Genomic DNA, 17,576 nt, shown 5'->3' with positions numbered 1-17,576 from the left:
AGTAGCTTTTATCGTTTTCATCTATCCCCATATCAAGCTGTGGCGGGCTTTTGTTAACATTCGACTGTTTATTATTCAGTAGTTTTTAAATGGCTTAGAATATATGAGAACTACGTCACAAATTACGTCTATTCGCGACATAAGTTTGTCGACAGCAAGTTGAATTAACATTATTTTATCCTTAGTCCAAATTAATCGTAATCTGGATAACTTTCGAGTGTTATAAGACTCACAAAAAAAACCGTTCACACACATAATTCATACTCTTTCTCTCAGTAGAAAACCCGTCTGACCTTTTTCAGCACGGGGAGCAGTCTGTGGCGTGCACTTAATTAAATCTGTTTTTAGGTTGTTGCGGATAATAAAAATGAAAAAACACTTCGAGCTTATCGACAAGCCGACATTTTTCGGCGCGCTATTACTGCTCTGTGCAGTAGTGATCCCGTTATTGCTATTTCCAGCTGAAGGGGCTGAATGGATTGCAGTTGCTAAAACATTTATGACGGACAAACTAGGCTTTGCATATTTAGGCCTAGGTTTAGCGGCATTTTTCTTCATGATTTATATCGTTTTCTCTGATATTGGTCAGATCAAACTGGGCGATCCTGATGAAAAACCTGAGTTTGCATTAGCGTCTTGGGCGGCGATGTTATTTTGTGGTGGTATTGGTGCAAGTATTCTTTATTGGGGCACGATCGAGTGGGCTTATTACTACCAAAACCCACCATTCCAATTAGAAGCCGGTAGCGAAGAAGCAGTTCGTTGGGCTGCAACTTACGGTTTGTTCCACTGGGGACCAATTGCTTGGTGTATCTATATGATCCCTGCAATTCCAATTGCTTACTTCTTCTATGTACGTAAACAACCTGTACTTAAAGTATCTGCTGCACTTATGCCTGTTATTGGTGAAGCAAACAGCTTTGGTAAGTTAGGTAAAGTGATTGACGTACTATTTATCTTTGGTCTTTTAGGCGGCGCGGCAACCACACTAGGTTTAGCAGCACCACTGATCAACGAAGGTATTAGTTACTTATTTGGTATCCCAGCAACGACAGGCAGTCAAATTCTAGTACTAATGGTATGTACTGGTATCTTTGCTTACTCGTCTTACATGGGCATGGACAAAGGCATTAAGATTTTAAGTAATATTAACTTCTGGGGTGCTTTAGGTTTACTGCTGTTTGTATTAGTTTGTGGCCCAACAATCTTTATGTTGGAAACCGGTTTAGACTCAATCGGTCGTATGTTATCTAACTTCTTTGTGATGGCGACTTGGGCTGAGCCTTTCGGTGGTATGGGTACATTTGCTGATACTCACTTCCCGCAAGATTGGACGATTTTCTACTGGGCGTGGTGGTTAGTGTTTGCGCCAAGTATGGGTCTATTCGTCGCACGTATTTCACGTGGTAGAACGATTAAGCAGATGGTATCTGGTGCCGTATTCTTCGGTTCACTAGGTTGCTCTATGTACTTCATCATCTTGGGTAACTACGGTCTATCTTTGCAGTTGTCTGGCCAATTAGATGTGGTAAGCATTCTTAATGCAGAGGGCGCAACTCGTGCAATCTTCGCTATTTTAGAGCAGCTACCATTTAGCACTTTGATCATCGCACTGTTTACCTTGCTATGTGTCATTTTCACGGCAACGACTTTTGACTCTATCTCTTACATCCTAGCGTCAGTTGTACAAACTAACGTGACAGAAGATCCAATGCGTTGGAACCGTCTGTTCTGGGCTTTCACGCTATCATTTATGCCTTCAGCATTGATGTTTATGGGCGGCCTAGCAACACTGCAAACCGCAGCGATTGTTGGTGGTTTACCGCTATTGATTATCGCGGTGATGTTAATGATCTCTGGTGTTAAAGCGGCGACCTTAGACTTAGCACACCAAGATGATTATGTGGATCCAGTGATCAATATCTCTGATCTACCAGATGTGGACCCTTGGAGCAAAGAAGGTCAGGCGCTAGCTCGTTTTGAGCAGTTACGTGATAACGCAATCGAAGCTGCAGAGCTTGAGCGTGAAGCTAACGACGCGATTTGGATGCTGAAAAAGCAACTACGTAAAGAGGCGCTATCACGCGGCGAATCAAGTATCGATTTAGGCGATGCGCCTGATGAAATTATTGAAAAGCTACGTCAGCTAGAAGATGACTCGATGAAGGCGAAAGAAGCTAAACTTGCGGCGTCAACGCTTGCTCAAGAAGCGCGTGTAGCCTTTGATGCGCTAATGCGTAGCAAAGAAGAGGAAGAAGCATTATTAGCGCAAGAAGAAGTTAAACTGGCTATTCAAGCTAGATTAAATACTCCGAGCTAATGCTAACGATGAATGCCTGGGGTTCAGGCATTCATCGACAAACGCTAGATACAAAAAAAGCCGCTAATTAAGCGGCTTTTTTATAATAATCAGTAGATTATCTCATGGTAACAAACTCTTCGGCGCCAGTTGGGTGAATCGCCACAACGGCATCAAAATCAGCTTTAGTTGCGCCCATCTTAATTGCCACACCAAAGCCTTGTAAGATCTCGTCCATACCGAAACCTATGCCGTGAATACCGACAACTTTTTGGTTATCGCCAGCGCAAACTAGCTTCATTTTACAAGCTTGGCGATGAGCTGTTACCGCTGTATACATAGAGGTAAAACCTGAAGTGTAAACAGTGACGTTCTCTTCGCCGTATTGTGCGATAGCTTCTGGCTCTGTTAAGCCCATAGTGCCAATAGCTGGGTGGCTAAATACCACCGTTGGAATGCAGTTGTAATCCATTCTTGCTTCGGTCATGCCGTTAAATAAACGCTCTGACAATAAACGACCAGCTTTAACTGCAACTGGTGTTAGTTCTACGCCGCCCGCCATAATATCGCCAACACAGTAAATGCCTGCGTCAGTGGTATTTTGCTGGTCATCAGTGATCACGTAGCCGTTTGCGTTTAGCTCAACCTTAGTGTTTTCAAGGCCAATGTTACCTGTAGATGGATGACGTCCAATTGCCCAAATTAGGCAGTCAACATCGTAGCTTTCACCATTTTCAATTTTAAGGGTTAAGCTACCATCGTCATTTTTAGTAACAGACTCTGGCGTGCTGTTGGTATGCAATGTTGGGCCGTCAATTGCCATTGCTTCCACTAAAGCTTCACTCAGCATTGGGTCAAAGTTACGTAGTGGCGAGTGCTTACGTACAAATAGGTGAGTCTCGCTACCTAGTGTTTGCAGTACGCCTGCAACTTCAACAGCAATATAGCCTGCGCCAACCACGGCAACACGCTTAGGTTGCTCGTTCAACGCAAAGAAACCGTCAGAATCGATACCGTATTCAGCACCTGGAATATTTGGAATCGTTGCTGCGCCACCAGTGGCAATTAAGATATTGTCTGCAGTGTAGTGTTTACCATTGACTTCAATTGTGCGGCTATCAACAAAGCGACCATAACCACGCACTAAAGTAACACCATTGCTTTCTAAGCCGCGGTCATATGCACCGTGAATGCGGTCAATATAGGCTTCGCGGCTAGCAACTAGTGTGCTCCAGTCGAACTTATTAACGGTAACGTCAAAACCATAATCTTTAGCGTACAAGTGCATAGCTTCGGCAACCTGCGCGCCATACCACATGACTTTTTTCGGAACACAGCCCACGTTTACACAAGTACCACCAAGCTCTTTTGCTTCAATAAGTAACACTTTTGCGCCGCGCATGGCTGCTCTGTTTGCTGATGCAATACCGCCGCTACCCGCGCCAAGACAGATATAATCAAAATGTTGAGCCATGTGTATCTCCAATAAGTTACGAACTGTGCAACAAAGGCTAAAAGTAAGGCTGCCTTTATTACGATAATTATGGTTAAGACGTTGCTTGCCTTAAAAAGACGAGCAATCAATGCCGAATTAACAGAATCGGCTTTAGCCAGTTCAAGAACAAGCCATTGTAGAGGGAATTTTTTAATCCATCCAGCCTAATAAATTATGGGTTATCACTTGAATCAAATCGCTTTGCCTATGATTCAGATGGAGATGGAAGCGCCGGACTTCAAGTTAGTTGATTGCTTTTCATGTCGGCCAGATTATTCGCAAGATGTACTTTATGATTGCTATATCGTTATGGCATTAGCGTCGATATTGGCAAGTCGCGTGGTCGGCTTGGGCAGGGCCTTCGGCGCCGCATTTCATGCATTCCCATTCACCTTGGCGAATATCCAGCTCTTGCTGATAATGCAAGTTGCGAACGTTGACTCCTACGGCTAATTGACGCTCTAGTGAGGACATACGACTATTGAGCCAGCGGCAGCTTGGACTATTAGCTACCGAGCTTCGGCTGGCAAGTTGTTGTTTGCGGCTTGTGGTTTTAGGCTTTTTGCTGCTGGCTTTTAATGGCTGAGCTGGAGTCTTTGACTTGGCTTTTTGCACTGAAAACTGTAAGTCGGTATAGCTTTTATTGCTATGAATAATCGGCCGGCCTTTATCATCGAGCATGCTGCCTAAGGGGAGGGGATTGCTAGTTTGTTCATTGGCAAGGCTGGCCGAACTGACAGAAAACAGGGCGAGACTGATAAGCAGGCAAAGGCTGAGATGCAACATTCCTTGTTCCTCTAACTACAGATAACATTCCGTGTTATCTGCTGATATTGGTTAACGATAGTTCTTCACGGTAGATACTTCACTAATAGTTATTAACTATAGTCGATTAAAAGCTCCAGCTCAGGTGTAACCCTGCAAAAGTCTCGTCTAAACTGCCGGTCACGCCGTTATTACGCGCTTCTAGCTTGATATCTTCTTGGGCTATGGTGTGGCTGATATGGCCTGATAGCACTAAGTTGCTTGGCAGCAAATACTCTGCTTCAACACCAAATTGAAAGTGATTAGCGCCATCGTGTTGTTCAGTTGCGTATTTAAAGTCAAATGCTTGGGTAATATAAGGGCTGACCGTTAAGCCCTGGGCTAATTCCCAGTTACTGTGTACGCTAAGCTCAACAAAGTAACCATTAGCTTCTGTCGAGTAGGTGTAGCTCAACGATGGCACTAGCCAGTCAACCGCGCTGTACTCTAGGCAGCTAAATAGTTCGTTATCGTGGGCGCGCTCATCACCATAAAACTCAAGTCGTTGATAGCCGACGCTACCGCTCAAGTTGTCGGTGAGATTGAAACCGTACTCTATGCCAAAGTTCCATTCAGTATAATGTTGACTATCACCACGCCCCACCGTGGCATAAACATTGACGTTGTTTTTCTGAATGGCAGCAGTTGCCCAATAGATCCCACCTTTGTCTAAGTTATTACGGCCCTCAGAGATATATTTAGAGTCCCAACCTAGGTCGACAAGCGCTTGTATCTCACCGCTATTATCCGTGGCGGGTGTTTCAATAACCTTGGTGTTGTGGGAGTCATCGATATTGGGCGCTGTATCAGCAAATGCTGAAGCACTCATTAGCAACGCTATAACAGCACTACATTGACTAGTTTTTTTCATGGTATAGCTCGAAATTTTGGCGAAAGGAAGTTTACAGTCACATAGTAGTTTTTAGTAAAGAAATGTAAATGATAACAACTCTTGTTTGCGACATGGTTTGCAATACTCATTCTGTATAAAGTTTGTACTGGAAAAGTTTGATATCTATCATAGAAATGCCCTGCTTGAGCTGATAGCTAATATTTACTTTGCAAAGAATTCTGCAGACTGCATTGAATATCGGCGTAATAGCCCCTATCTCTTTAACTAACAACATAGAATGTTAAGGAATCATCGATGAGCAATCCTTTGTTAAACAGCAACAAGCTTCCCCCTTTTTCAAGTATTCAACCGGAACACATTCAGCCTGCTGTTGAGCAAGGTATCGCTAATTGTCGCACCAAGATTGAAGAGGTGCTAAAGCATCAAGGTCAATTTACTTGGGACAACTTAGTCGCACCTCTAGAAGAGGTTGATGATGAACTTGGCAAGATCTGGTCGCCAATCTCACATATGAACTCAGTAGTGAGTAGCGAAGAGTGGCGTCAGGCACACGATGCGTGTTTACCACTATTATCTGAGTACGGCACATTTGTCGGTCAGCACCAAGGCTTATATGAAGCCTATAAGTCGCTTGCCGAATCTGCCGAATTTGCAACTTACTCACAAGCCAAGAAAAAGCTGATTGAAAACAGCCTACGTGACTTTGAGCTGTCAGGCATTGGTTTAAGCGATAGCGACAAATTACGCTATGGCGAGTTAGTTAAGCGCATGTCAGAGCTAACCAGCAACTTTTCAAACCAACTATTAGATGCAACTCAAGCCTGGACTAAGTTAATTACTGATGAAGCTGAGCTTGCTGGTTTACCAGAGTCTGCAGTTGCTGCAGCCAAAGCGATGGCAGAAGCTAAAGAATTAGAGGGCTGGTTGTTTACGTTGGACTTCCCGTCTTATCTACCAGTCATGACTTACAGCGAAAACCGTCAGTTACGTGAAGAATGCTACCGCGCGTTTGTGACTCGTGCATCTGACCAAGGGCCAAATGCCGGTGAGTTTGATAACGGCCCACTAATGGACGAAATTTTAGCTGTACGCCATGAGTTAGCCAATCTGCTTGGCTTTGACAGTTTCGCCGATAAGTCATTAGCAACTAAGATGGCAGAATCACCAGCACAAGTTTTAGACTTTTTAACTGAGTTGGCTGCTCGTTCAAAATCACAGGGTGAAACAGAGCTTGCGGAGCTAACCGAGTTTGCTGAAAAAGAGTGTGGTGTGACTGAGCTTGAGCCTTGGGACTTGAGTTTCTACGCAGAAAAACTTAAGCATCACAGATATGAGATCTCACAAGAGATCTTGCGTCCATACTTCCCTGAAGACAAAGTGCTATCGGGTCTGTTTTATACCGTATCGCGTCTATTTGGTTTAACCGTCACTGAGCGTAAAGCGTTCGACACTTACCATAAAGATGTGCGCTTCTTCGATATTACCGATGCCAACAACGAACACCGTGGTAGTTTTTACCTAGATTTGTATGCTCGTGAAGGTAAGCGTGGTGGTGCATGGATGGATGATTGTCGTGCTCGCCGCGCAACGCCAAACGGCTTACAAGATCCGGTTGCTTACCTAACCTGTAACTTCAACGCGCCAGTAGCAGGCAAGCCTGCACTATTCACTCACGATGAAGTGACGACCCTGTTCCACGAGTTTGGTCATGGTATTCACCACATGTTGACCAAAATCGATGTGGGCGGCGTGTCTGGCATTAGCGGTGTACCTTGGGATGCGGTAGAGCTACCAAGTCAGTTTATGGAAAACTGGTGCTATGAGGAAGAAGCACTAGCAGAGATCTCTGGTCATTATGAAACTGGCGAGCCGTTACCAAAAGCACTTCTAGATAAAATGCTAGCGGCAAAGAACTTCCAATCAGGCATGATGATGTTGCGTCAGCTTGAATTCTCGCTCTTTGATTTCAAAATGCACCTTGAATATGACCCAGCTAAAGGCGCTGAGATCCAGCAAAAGCTTGATGAAGTGCGCGAGCAAGTTGCGGTAATTAAAGCTGCTGACTTTAATCGCTTCCAACACAGTTTTGCTCATATCTTTGCTGGTGGTTACGCAGCGGGTTACTACAGCTATAAGTGGGCTGAGGTGTTATCTGCCGATGCATTCTCGCTGTTTGAAGAGCAAGGTATTTTCAACCGTGAGACTGGCCAACGTTTCTTAGAAAACATCTTAGAAATGGGCGGCAGTGAAGAACCTATGGAGCTTTTCAAGCGTTTCCGTGGTCGTGAGCCGCAAACTGATGCACTGTTGCGTCACAGTGGTATTACTGGCTAATCCATTTTGTGAGCTCATATTGAAAAGGCGCTTTAGGCGCCTTTTTTGTTTTGAACCACCTACAGTAATCGTGGGCGTTTGTAGTTGATCTGTTTCTCACTTGTGATCTGGTATGACCTTTGTTAGCCTTTCGATTCTTTTCAAGGATGCTAGGTAGTATTGTAAATGAATCTGTATTTTAGGCTGGTGTGGCTATTTTTATGGCGTGTGCGCCATTGCAACAAAATCGATTTTCTAGGTACAAGCAAAATTACCTATCGCGCGCTGCCTAGCGATTGCGATATTAACTTCCACCTGACTAACTCCCGTTATCCGGCTTTTATGGATCTCGCTCGCACCTATATGATGGCTGAAATGGGCTTTTTGAAGCGTTTTATTAAGCTAGGCTGGATGCCGATAGTCAATGCGGCAGAATTTACCTATATTCGTGATATTAAGCCGTTTGCTAAGTTTGATATTGAAACCAAGCTGGTGGGTTGGGACGAAAAATATTTCTATATCGAGCAGCGTTTTGTTAGTGAGCGTGGTTTGCACTGCATCGCCCATGTTCGCGGTGTGTTTGTCTGTAAGCGTAAGCAAGTACCTATTCCGACTATGTTAGCTGAGGTTGGTTTTGAGCAAGCTGCGCCAGAAATGCCTGCGGAAGTCATTAAGTGGAAAGCGTTTTTACAGCTTAAGAAAGAGCAAAACTTGCCGCCATCGGCCAACGAACCGATAGCGTTTAAGTCAGCGAGTTAAGTTTGTGCTAGTTGTTCACTTTGGCCTGCTGTGGCTAAAGTGAGCTCGACTTCTTCTATTACTTGGTTTACTGAGCCACGCAATTTAGATTGGATCCAGTAGCGACCAATGTTTTGATAATCCAACAAGTGTAGCTTATCTTCTAAAGCTTTTAGGCAAGGAATAAAAGCGCAGTCAGCTAAGGTAAAACTGTCGCCACATACCCAATGGTTATCAGCTAAGCGTTGGTCAAAGTCAGCTAAAATACTTAACAAGTCTTTTTCAAATTGCTTGGTTTTTAGCTGATTAGATTGAGCTTGTGAGGCAAGCCAAGCATCGATTGCTTTATCTAATACATTGTCACTTAATCTGTCATAGAGCCTTACGTAAAGCGCTTGGGTCTTTTCTATGGGGATAAGTTGCGTGCCAGAACTAATGTAGTTATCTAGGTACTCAATAATAATGGTGGCATCGTTAAATGACTCGCCAGTTTGTAACTGTAATAGCGGTAGGCGTTGCGAGCGAGATAGTTGCTGTAAATTACGCCTACTGAATGCGTTGTTTAAATCTATCTCATGGGGATAGAAATTAGCCTGCTTTTCATAAAGCGCAATCAGGGTTTTTTGTGACTGGCGTGCCAGTGGGTGGTAGTACAGATCCATAGCCTACGTCGGTTCGTAAAAGGATTGATTAATATTAACTCTAGTCGCTAACATGAGGTCTCTCAATGCTACAAATCATAGGGGTTTCAGCGAAGGTAACCAGGATTGGGGTAATCACTCTTAGCTTCAAATGCTTAGCCGCGACAACACAAGATGTAAATAACGAGAAATACTATGAATCATATTGAAAAATTTGCAGCTATTTACGCTCGAGCCTCCCAACGTAAAGGGGGGGATGAAGGCTTAGAAAGTTTGTTACCAGCAGGCTTGAGCTCTCAAGAGTTAACCCAATATAGCGACGCTCAATTATTATCGGAGATCAGTAAAAAGGTATTTCAGAGTGGTTTTGTGTGGCGGATTGTCGAAGCGAAATGGCCTGAATACGAAAAAGCTTTCTTTGGCTTTGAGCCTTTCAAAGTGTTGATGTTATCGCCTGAGCAACTACAAGATCGTGCGAGTGATCCAAAACTTATTCGCCATCTGAAAAAGACCATGGCTATCTATGATAATGCGCATATGGTCAATGATATTGCTCGCGAGCATGGCAGTTTTGCCCAGTTTATAGCGGCTTGGCCAAGTAACAACATAACGGGCTTGTGGGCTGAGTTAAAACGTAAAGGCACACGGTTAGGTGGTAATACCGGGCCTTATTTTTTACGCTCAATGGGCAAAGATACCTTCTTACTAACCAATGATGTGCAAGGTTATTTAAAAACGCACGGTCTAGTGGACTATGGCTTTAGTTCAAAAGCAGGTATGCAGCAGGTACAAGAGGTGTTTAATCATTGGCAACAGGAGTCAGGCAGAAGCTTGGCAGATATAAGTCGAATACTGGCTTGTAGTGTGGGCGATAATAGGATTTAACCCATAAAGTACCTAGCTTATCCCTATACTAATTAACATTTTTAGTGGGTTTTAAATTAATGCTAAGTCAATGTTAATAGTCTATATCTTAATAGGTTGCGCATAAACTCGAGACTAACATGTTTGAGTTGAAGCCTGTTGTGTTAACAATTTATAAACATATATAACTGATTTTGTGCGTAAATTTTCATTAGCTTACAATTTTTACGGGCATTTTTCTTGTTGGCATGCGCCCATTATGAGATAAAGGTGCGTTAAATATTCGACAAAAAAATATGCTTCCAAAGGTGGGTTTGACGGCACTTTCTGCTTTCAAAAAAAATATTACCGAGTAGATGGCTTTTATTAGGAGTTCTCATGCGGCAAATAGTGAAAATTGCCTCTGTTTTAAGTGTGGCGTTATGGATAAGTGGTTGTGAGCAAAAACCAGAGCAGGGACCGCAGCAGCGTGGACCTATGGAAGTTGGCGCTATCACCATTGCTGCCAAACCACAGTCTATTATGGTTGAATTACCAGGTCGTAGTAAGGCATACCTAGAGGCAGAAGTGCGTCCTCAGGTGAGTGGTATTATTATGACCCGTGGTTTCACTGAAGGTAGAGATGTCGAAAAAGGACAATCTTTATATCAGATCGAACCATCTACCTATGAAGCGGCATTGGTTTCTGCAAAAGCGGATCTAACCAGTGCAGAAGCGGCATTAGTTTCTGCTAAAGCTAAGGCATTACGTTTTGCCAAACTAATAAAGCTAAATTCAATCAGTCAGCAAGATTATGACGAAGCTGATGCGGCTTACAAAGAAGCAATGGCGCGTGTAACGGTTGCTAAAGCGGCGATTAACACTGCCTCGATTAATCTTGAGTACACTAAAGTTACTGCGCCTATCTCTGGTCGCATCGGTAAGTCAGATGTCACTCCGGGCGCATTGGTTACTGCAAATCAAAGTCAAACATTGGCAACAATTCAGCAGTTAGATCCAATCAATATTGATATCGCTCAGTCAAGCGCACAAATGTTACGCCTTAAGTCTCAGTTAAAGCGTGGTCAAATTGAAGCGGCTGCCAATGCGAATGTTGAATTGATCCTTGAAGACGGAACACCATACGGCCATACAGGTGTATTACAGTTCGCGGAAGTGACTGTAAATGAAAATACAGGTTCAGTGATTATTCGTGCAGAGTTCCCTAACCCGGATGGTACATTAATGCCTGGTATGTATGTACGTGCAGTGCTAAATACTGGCACCGATCCTGAAGCGATTCTAGTACCGCAAAAAGCGATTACTCGTAACACTAAAGGCCAAGCGGTTGCCATGGTGATTGAAGACGGCAAAGTTGCCGCACGTATCGTAACCACAGCAGAAGTGATTGATAATCAATGGCGTATTCTTGATGGTTTGAAAGTTGGCGATCAGCTAATTGTTGAAGGCCTACAAAAAATTCGTCCAGGCGCACCAGTAAAGGCGGGTCCTTTGGTCGCTGATAAGAAACCAGAAACACAACAGAAATAGGGCAGAGTTATGGCACGTTTCTTTATCGATCGCCCTATTTTTGCATGGGTGATCGCTATTATTGTGATGCTGGCAGGTGTGCTCTCAATTGTGGGCTTACCGGTATCGCAATACCCGAGCATTGCACCGCCATCGGTGGTGATCAGTGCTGTATATCCTGGTGCTTCGGCTAAGACGATGGAAGACTCAGTAACTCAGGTTATTGAGCAACGTATGACAGGTCTTGACCACTTACGTTACATTTCATCGACCAGTGATAGCTTTGGTAATGCGCAAATTACGCTAACGTTTAACGCTGAGGCGGATCCTGATATCGCGCAGGTACAGGTGCAAAACAAGCTACAGCTTGCAATGCCACTGTTACCGCAAGAAGTTCAGGCGCAAGGTGTTAACGTAAGTAAGTCGAGTGCAGGTTTCTTGATGGTAGCGGGTTTCGTATCACAAGATGGTTCACTTGATAAAAACGATATTGCCGATTATGTAGGCTCTAACATTCAGGACCCGTTAAGTCGTGTTCCTGGTGTGGGTACGATTGAGCTGTTTGGCGCGCAATATGCGATGCGTATATGGCTAGATCCATTAAAACTGACGCAATATAACCTAACAAGCCAAGATATTATTGCCTCAATCCGTGAGCAAAACGCTCAAGTTTCAGCAGGTCAGTTAGGTGGCGCGCCATCTTTAGCAGGCCAAGAGCTCAATGCTACGGTATCGGCTCAAAGCCGTTTACAAACAGCTGAGCAGTTTAAAAAGATCATCATTAAGGCTGACACTTCTGGTGCGAAAGTATTCCTAGAAGATGTCGCGCGTGTTGAGCTTGGTGCTGAAAGCTATGCGGTTGAATCGTTTTACAACGGTAAGCCTGCTGCAGGTATTGGTATTCAGTTAGCAACAGGTGCGAACGCCTTGGCTACAGCTGAAGGTGTACGCGCTAAAATTGCAGAGCTTAAGCCTTTCTTCCCAGACGGTATGGAAGTTGTTTATCCATACGACACAACCCCATTCGTTGAGAAATCAATTGAAGGTGTTGTGCATACACTGCTTGAAGCGGTTGTTTTAGTATTCTTGATCATGTACCTGTTCTTGCAGAACTTCCGTGCAACGCTAATCCCTACGATTGCGGTGCCAGTGGTTCTACTGGGTACGTTTGCCATTTTGGCCGCTGCCGGCTTCTCAATTAACACGCTAACCATGTTTGCAATGGTACTGGCAATTGGTCTTCTGGTAGATGACGCGATTGTTGTGGTAGAGAACGTTGAACGTGTTATGCAAGAAGAGGGGCTAAGCCCCATTGAAGCGACCAAGAAGTCGATGGACCAAATCACTGGTGCACTAGTCGGTATTGGTTTAACACTTTCTGCTGTATTCGTGCCAATGGCATTTATGTCTGGTTCAACCGGTGTTATTTACCGCCAGTTCTCGATTACGATTGTGTCAGCGATGGCGCTATCGGTAATGGTGGCGATTATTCTAACGCCTGCACTTTGTGCGACCATGTTAAAGCCAATTGCTAAAGGCGAAAGCCATGCAAAAACGGGTTTCTTTGGTTGGTTTAACCGCAAGTTTGACTCACTAACATCACGTTACGAAGCTAGCGTTGCTGCAATGATTAAGCGCACAGGTCGCACTATGATGGTGTACCTAGCGATTACTGTTGCTGTGGGTTGGATCTTTATGCGTATGCCAACCGCATTCTTACCAGACGAAGACCAAGGGATCTTGTTTACACAGGCTATTTTGCCAGTGAACTCGACCCAGCAAGAGACTAAACAAGTACTTGAGCGTGTGACAGACTTTTACCTGAACGATGAAGCGGCTAACGTTAAGTCTGTATTTAGCGTATCGGGCTTTAGTTTCGCGGGTAACGGTCAAAACATGGGTATCGCCTTCGTTGGTCTAAAAGACTGGGCAGAGCGTAGCGAACCAGGTCAAGACGTACAATCTGTGGCTAACCGTGCAATGGGCATGTTTATGGGGATGAAAGAAGCCTTTGTATTCGCCTTTGTACCGCCAGCGGTTATTGAGCTAGGTACGGCTAACGGTTTCGACTTCTACTTGCAGGATAAGAATGGTCAAGGCCATGACAAGCTAGTTGAAGCACGTAACATGTTGCTAGGTATGGCAGCGCAGAATCCAAACCTTGTGGGTGTACGCCCTAACGGTCAGGAAGATGCGCCAATGTATCAAGTTCATATCGACCACGGTAAGCTACGTGCTTTAGGTGTTGATATTGACTCAGTGAATAGCGTACTGGGCACAGCTTGGGGTGGTAACTATGTAAATGACTTTATCGACCGCGGTCGTGTGAAGAAAGTTTACGTACAAGGTGAAGCTGAATACCGTATGCAACCAGAGGATCTCGATTCTTGGTATGTGCGTAATGATAAGGGTGAAATGGTACCTTTCTCTGCATTTGCATCAGGAACTTGGGAATACGGTTCTCCACGTCTAGAACGTTTCGGTGGCTTGCCAGCGATGAACATTCAAGGTGGTACGGCGCCAGGTTACAGTACCGGTGCAGCGATGGATGACATCGAAGCTATGGTTAAGAAACTGCCACCAGGATTTGGTATCGAGTGGAACGGTCTTTCTTATGAAGAACGTCTATCGGGCAACCAAGCGCCTATGCTATATGCCTTGTCTATCGTAGTAGTATTCTTGGTTCTAGCGGCGTTATATGAAAGCTGGTCTGTACCATTTGCGGTTATCTTAGTTGTGCCACTAGGTATTATCGGTGCCTTGATTGCGATGAATGGTCGTGGTTTGCCAAACGACGTATTCTTCCAAGTAGGTCTACTAACCACTGTGGGTCTGGCAACCAAGAACGCCATCTTGATTGTGGAATTCGCCAAAGAGTTCTATGAGAAAGGCGCTGGCCTAGTTGAAGCAACGCTACACGCGGTTCGAGTGCGTTTACGTCCGATTCTAATGACGTCACTAGCATTCGGTCTAGGTGTTGTGCCGTTAGCGATTAGTAGCGGTGTAGGTTCTGGTAGCCAGAACGCCATCGGTACGGCGGTACTCGGCGGTATGATGAGCTCGACCTTTATGGGGATCTTCTTTATCCCAATCTTCTTCGTCATTGTTGAGCGTATGTTCAGTAAGCGCGAACGAGATGCAGCGAAAGCAGCTAAGGCAGAAGCCAAAGCCGCGAAAGCGAACAAGTAACCTCAAGGTAACTTAGTTCATTCGCTAACACTAAAAAGCCCAGCAAATGCTGGGCTTTTTGTTGTTAAAGATAGGACCTAGATTCTAGGGCGTTCGCAGGCTCACTACGAGGATGGTGCTGCGCGCCTGCGAGGAAAAGATTAAAGCCAAAAAGCAACGTCATAAAGGACTCGTTGAGCCTGATATTTTTGACTGTTGCTTTTCTGTCTTAGCTTTCCCCTAGGATCTATGTTTTGCTTTTCCTAGCACCTATCTTTTAAGGCGTATCGAGCAGCTTAGTAAAATCTCGTCGCTATCTAAAGCGTGAACCTGACATTCTGTGGCAGTAATCAAACCGTATGAAGCTCGGCCATTATCGCGAGGGATAGTGGTTGAGCCGGGGTTAAATAGCAAAATATCATCGCGATATTCAGCCACGGGAATATGACTATGACCATAGAGTAAACCATCGCCGCTTTGCAGTGGTGGTAGGTTGTCTGGGTGATAAATATGGCCATGGGTTAAGAATAAACGCATCTGCGGTAGCAGCACATGAGCGTAGCTAGCTGTGATGGGAAACTGCAGCAAGGCTTGGTCGACTTCGCTATCGCAGTTACCACGCACAGCAATAATCATTTTGCTATAAGCATTAAGTGCTTCAGCGGTTGCAACGGGATTATAGCCGTCAGGAATGGCGTTACGCGGGCCGTGGTTTAACAGATCGCCTAAGAGAATAAGATGATTAGCATTAGACTCTTCAAAGCGAGCTAGCATAGTTTCGGTTGCCAATAAGCAGCCGTGTAAATCGGAAGCGATAAATAGTTTCATAAGCGAGGACTTGTTCTACAGGTAATAGCTTTGATTACTATCAGAGCATGTTCGATGAGTATTGAGCTTATTATAGTCTGTAAAGGTTTGCGTGGCTGTGAAGTAAGGCTAGTACCAATCAGGAAAAAGGCTTAGCTAAATAGCTAAGCCTTTTGTTCACAACTTAAAAATTAAGGTGTGTAATAGGTTGCTGCGCCAGGGCCTACAGGTAAGCCAAAACCAAATACCCAGATAAAGAAGAAGCTAGTCCAGCCGATAAAGAACACAATAGTGTATGGCAACATAGTCGCGATTAATGTGCCAATACCTAGGTTCTTATTGTATTGGGTTGCAACAGCCAAAATGAGGCCAAAGTAGCTCATCATCGGCGTGATAAGGTTAGTTACCGAGTCACCAATCCGGTATGCCGCCTGAATGGTTTCTGGTGCATAACCGACGAGCATTAGCATAGGTACAAATACGGGTGCCGTTACCGCCCACTGTGCTGAAGCACTGCCAAGCATTAAGTTAATAAAGCCACACATAGCGATGAAGATAACAAATACGAGTGGCCCCGTTAGGCCGATTGCTTGCAACGCATCAGCACCTGCGACAGCAAAGACTGAGCCTAGGTTGGTCCAAGTAAAGAAAGCCACAAATTGTGAGGCAAAGAATACCAACACGATATACATGCCCATGCTGCTCATGCTGTGAGACATGGCATTAATCACATCGATATCACGCTTCATCGTGCCAACGATACGGCCATAAACTAAGCCTGGAATGGCAAAGCAGATAAAGATAAAGGCGACAATGCCCTTTAAAAATGGCGAGCCAGAGACTAATCCGGTTTTTGGATCTCTAAGAGGAGCCCCCTCAGGCACAACAGTCAGCGCTAATAGCACTGACATCACTAAGATTGCGATCCCAGCAGCTTTTAAGCCACGCTTTTCAAGCGCACTAATTTGCTCCATTTTGGCTTCGCCGAGGTCATTGGCCGCTTGAGTCGGATCGTATTTTCCGAGCTTAGGTTCAACGATTTTTTCGGTAACAAAAGCACCTAAAAAGGTAATGATGAAGGTAGAAGCAAACATAAAATACCAGTTTGCTTCTGGGCCAACGGTGTAGTTTGGATCAATCATTTGCGCGGCAGCTTCGGTGATCCCTGATAGCAATGGATCAACCGTGCCCAGAAGTAAGTTGGCACTGTAACCACCCGACACGCCGGCAAAGGCTGCAGCTAAACCCGCTAGAGGATGACGCCCTAACGAGTGGAAAATCATCGCCGCCATCGGGATTAGCACCACGTATCCGAGCTCTGCAGCAGTATTAGAAACGATACCTGCAAATACGATAGTAAGTGTGACTAAGCGTTTTGATGTGCCCATAACCAATGAGCGCATTGCTGCAGATAATAGCCCTGAGCGTTCGGCAATACCCACACCTAGGAGGGCAACAAGCACAGTGCCTAACGGGGTAAAGCCAGTAAAGTTAGTCACCAAGTTAGAGACAATCATACGTAAACCTTCAGCATTCATCAGGCTCACAACATGGATCATACCGTCACTACTGCGGCCCGCTGCACCTTCCGGTCTTGGGTCAACCACACTTAATTCAAAGTATCCGGCGATACCACTAATAACGATAACCGCACCGCAAAAGATGGCGAAAAGGGTAATAGGATGAGGCAGTAGGTTGCCAAGTTTTTCGACAATGTTGAGGAAACGAACAAACCAACCACTGACTTGATTATTAGGATCTAAAGAGGCACCGCCTGACTGATGCAGGCGATCTCCGTTATTACTGCTCATGGATTTTTCCTTACAAGATGTTGTTATTATTTTTAATTATTTTGGTATTGCTTTGAGTATATCTGCGGCAGGAATAGCGTTTGATTGGCGCTAAGATGCTGACTTCTATTAAATTGAAGGTGCTGGCATCATGGATAAGCAAAATTAATTGAACCTTAAATGGATCGCTTATTAATAAAGCAAAAGCTGCAATAGTGACCAGCAGCACGGCTTTGCTGCAAAAACATGCTTACTGCTGGGCAGGCTTTGATAAATAGGCTTGTAAAATGACTCT

Annotated in this window: 12 protein-coding genes; 6 read left to right on the top strand and 6 right to left on the bottom strand. The window is 44.6% G+C overall.

Annotated elements, in window-relative coordinates; all coding sequences use genetic code 11:
• The first annotated feature begins 367 nt into the window (after window positions 1–367).
• Window positions 368–2,320 carry a BCCT family transporter gene (locus L2740_RS06680; protein ID WP_248949314.1) on the top strand — a complete coding sequence of 651 codons (1,953 nt, stop codon included), beginning with the start codon at window positions 368–370 and terminating at the stop codon, window positions 2,318–2,320.
• A 97-nt stretch (window positions 2,321–2,417) separates the two neighbouring features.
• On the opposite strand, the gene gorA is transcribed toward L2740_RS06680, so the two are convergent.
• From gorA to L2740_RS06665, 3 genes are all read right to left on the bottom strand, one after another.
• Window positions 2,418–3,773: a glutathione-disulfide reductase gene (gene gorA / locus L2740_RS06675; protein ID WP_248949313.1), complete on the bottom strand. Its 1,356-nt coding sequence runs from the start codon at window positions 3,771–3,773 to the stop codon at window positions 2,418–2,420.
• A 336-nt stretch (window positions 3,774–4,109) separates the two neighbouring features.
• Window positions 4,110–4,580, bottom strand: coding sequence for a hypothetical protein (locus tag L2740_RS06670; RefSeq protein ID WP_248949312.1), 471 nt, complete (start codon window positions 4,578–4,580; stop codon window positions 4,110–4,112).
• A 106-nt stretch (window positions 4,581–4,686) separates the two neighbouring features.
• Window positions 4,687–5,469 (bottom strand): hypothetical protein, encoded by a 783-nt coding sequence (locus tag L2740_RS06665; protein ID WP_248949311.1) that lies wholly within the window; start codon window positions 5,467–5,469, stop codon window positions 4,687–4,689.
• A 276-nt stretch (window positions 5,470–5,745) separates the two neighbouring features.
• Here L2740_RS06665 and prlC point away from each other — a divergent pair, with 276 nt between their 5' ends.
• Together prlC and L2740_RS06655 are read left to right on the top strand one after the other, a co-directional pair.
• Window positions 5,746–7,785: an oligopeptidase A gene (gene prlC, locus L2740_RS06660; protein ID WP_248949310.1), complete on the top strand. Its 2,040-nt coding sequence runs from the start codon at window positions 5,746–5,748 to the stop codon at window positions 7,783–7,785.
• A gap of 165 nt (window positions 7,786–7,950) precedes the next feature.
• The gene (locus L2740_RS06655) at window positions 7,951–8,523 is read left to right on the top strand and encodes a thioesterase family protein (RefSeq protein ID WP_248949309.1); all 573 of its coding nucleotides are present in this window, start codon (window positions 7,951–7,953) and stop codon (window positions 8,521–8,523) included.
• On the opposite strand, the gene L2740_RS06650 is transcribed toward L2740_RS06655, so the two are convergent.
• Window positions 8,520–9,164 (bottom strand): glutathione S-transferase family protein, encoded by a 645-nt coding sequence (locus L2740_RS06650; RefSeq protein ID WP_248949308.1) that lies wholly within the window; start codon window positions 9,162–9,164, stop codon window positions 8,520–8,522. The genes L2740_RS06655 and L2740_RS06650 overlap by 4 nt on opposite strands.
• Before the next feature lie 174 nt (window positions 9,165–9,338).
• Between L2740_RS06650 and L2740_RS06645 the strand changes: the two genes are divergently transcribed.
• From L2740_RS06645 to L2740_RS06635, 3 genes are all read left to right on the top strand, one after another.
• Complete coding sequence (locus tag L2740_RS06645) at window positions 9,339–10,028, top strand: DNA-3-methyladenine glycosylase I (RefSeq protein ID WP_248949307.1); 690 nt, start codon at window positions 9,339–9,341, stop codon at window positions 10,026–10,028.
• A 357-nt stretch (window positions 10,029–10,385) separates the two neighbouring features.
• Window positions 10,386–11,537: an efflux RND transporter periplasmic adaptor subunit gene (locus L2740_RS06640; RefSeq protein ID WP_248949306.1), complete on the top strand. Its 1,152-nt coding sequence runs from the start codon at window positions 10,386–10,388 to the stop codon at window positions 11,535–11,537.
• Window positions 11,538–11,546: 9 nt separating this feature from the next.
• Window positions 11,547–14,705 carry an efflux RND transporter permease subunit gene (locus tag L2740_RS06635; protein ID WP_248949305.1) on the top strand — a complete coding sequence of 1,053 codons (3,159 nt, stop codon included), beginning with the start codon at window positions 11,547–11,549 and terminating at the stop codon, window positions 14,703–14,705.
• Window positions 14,706–14,954: 249 nt separating this feature from the next.
• Here L2740_RS06635 and yfcE read toward each other — a convergent pair whose 3' ends face one another.
• Both yfcE and L2740_RS06625 read right to left on the bottom strand, forming a co-directional pair.
• On the bottom strand, window positions 14,955–15,512 hold the full coding sequence (gene yfcE, locus L2740_RS06630; protein ID WP_248949304.1) for a phosphodiesterase: 558 nt from the start codon (window positions 15,510–15,512) through the stop codon (window positions 14,955–14,957).
• Between the two features lie 170 nt (window positions 15,513–15,682).
• The gene (locus L2740_RS06625; protein ID WP_248949303.1) at window positions 15,683–17,302 is read right to left on the bottom strand and encodes an AbgT family transporter; all 1,620 of its coding nucleotides are present in this window, start codon (window positions 17,300–17,302) and stop codon (window positions 15,683–15,685) included.
• Window positions 17,303–17,576: the final 274 nt, after the last annotated feature.

Source organism: Shewanella pneumatophori (assembly GCF_023283895.1).
In the GTDB taxonomy this organism is placed as follows: domain Bacteria; phylum Pseudomonadota; class Gammaproteobacteria; order Enterobacterales; family Shewanellaceae; genus Shewanella; species Shewanella pneumatophori.
Note: the sequence above shows the minus strand (reverse complement) of the source record. Positions and strands in the feature narration are given on the sequence as shown.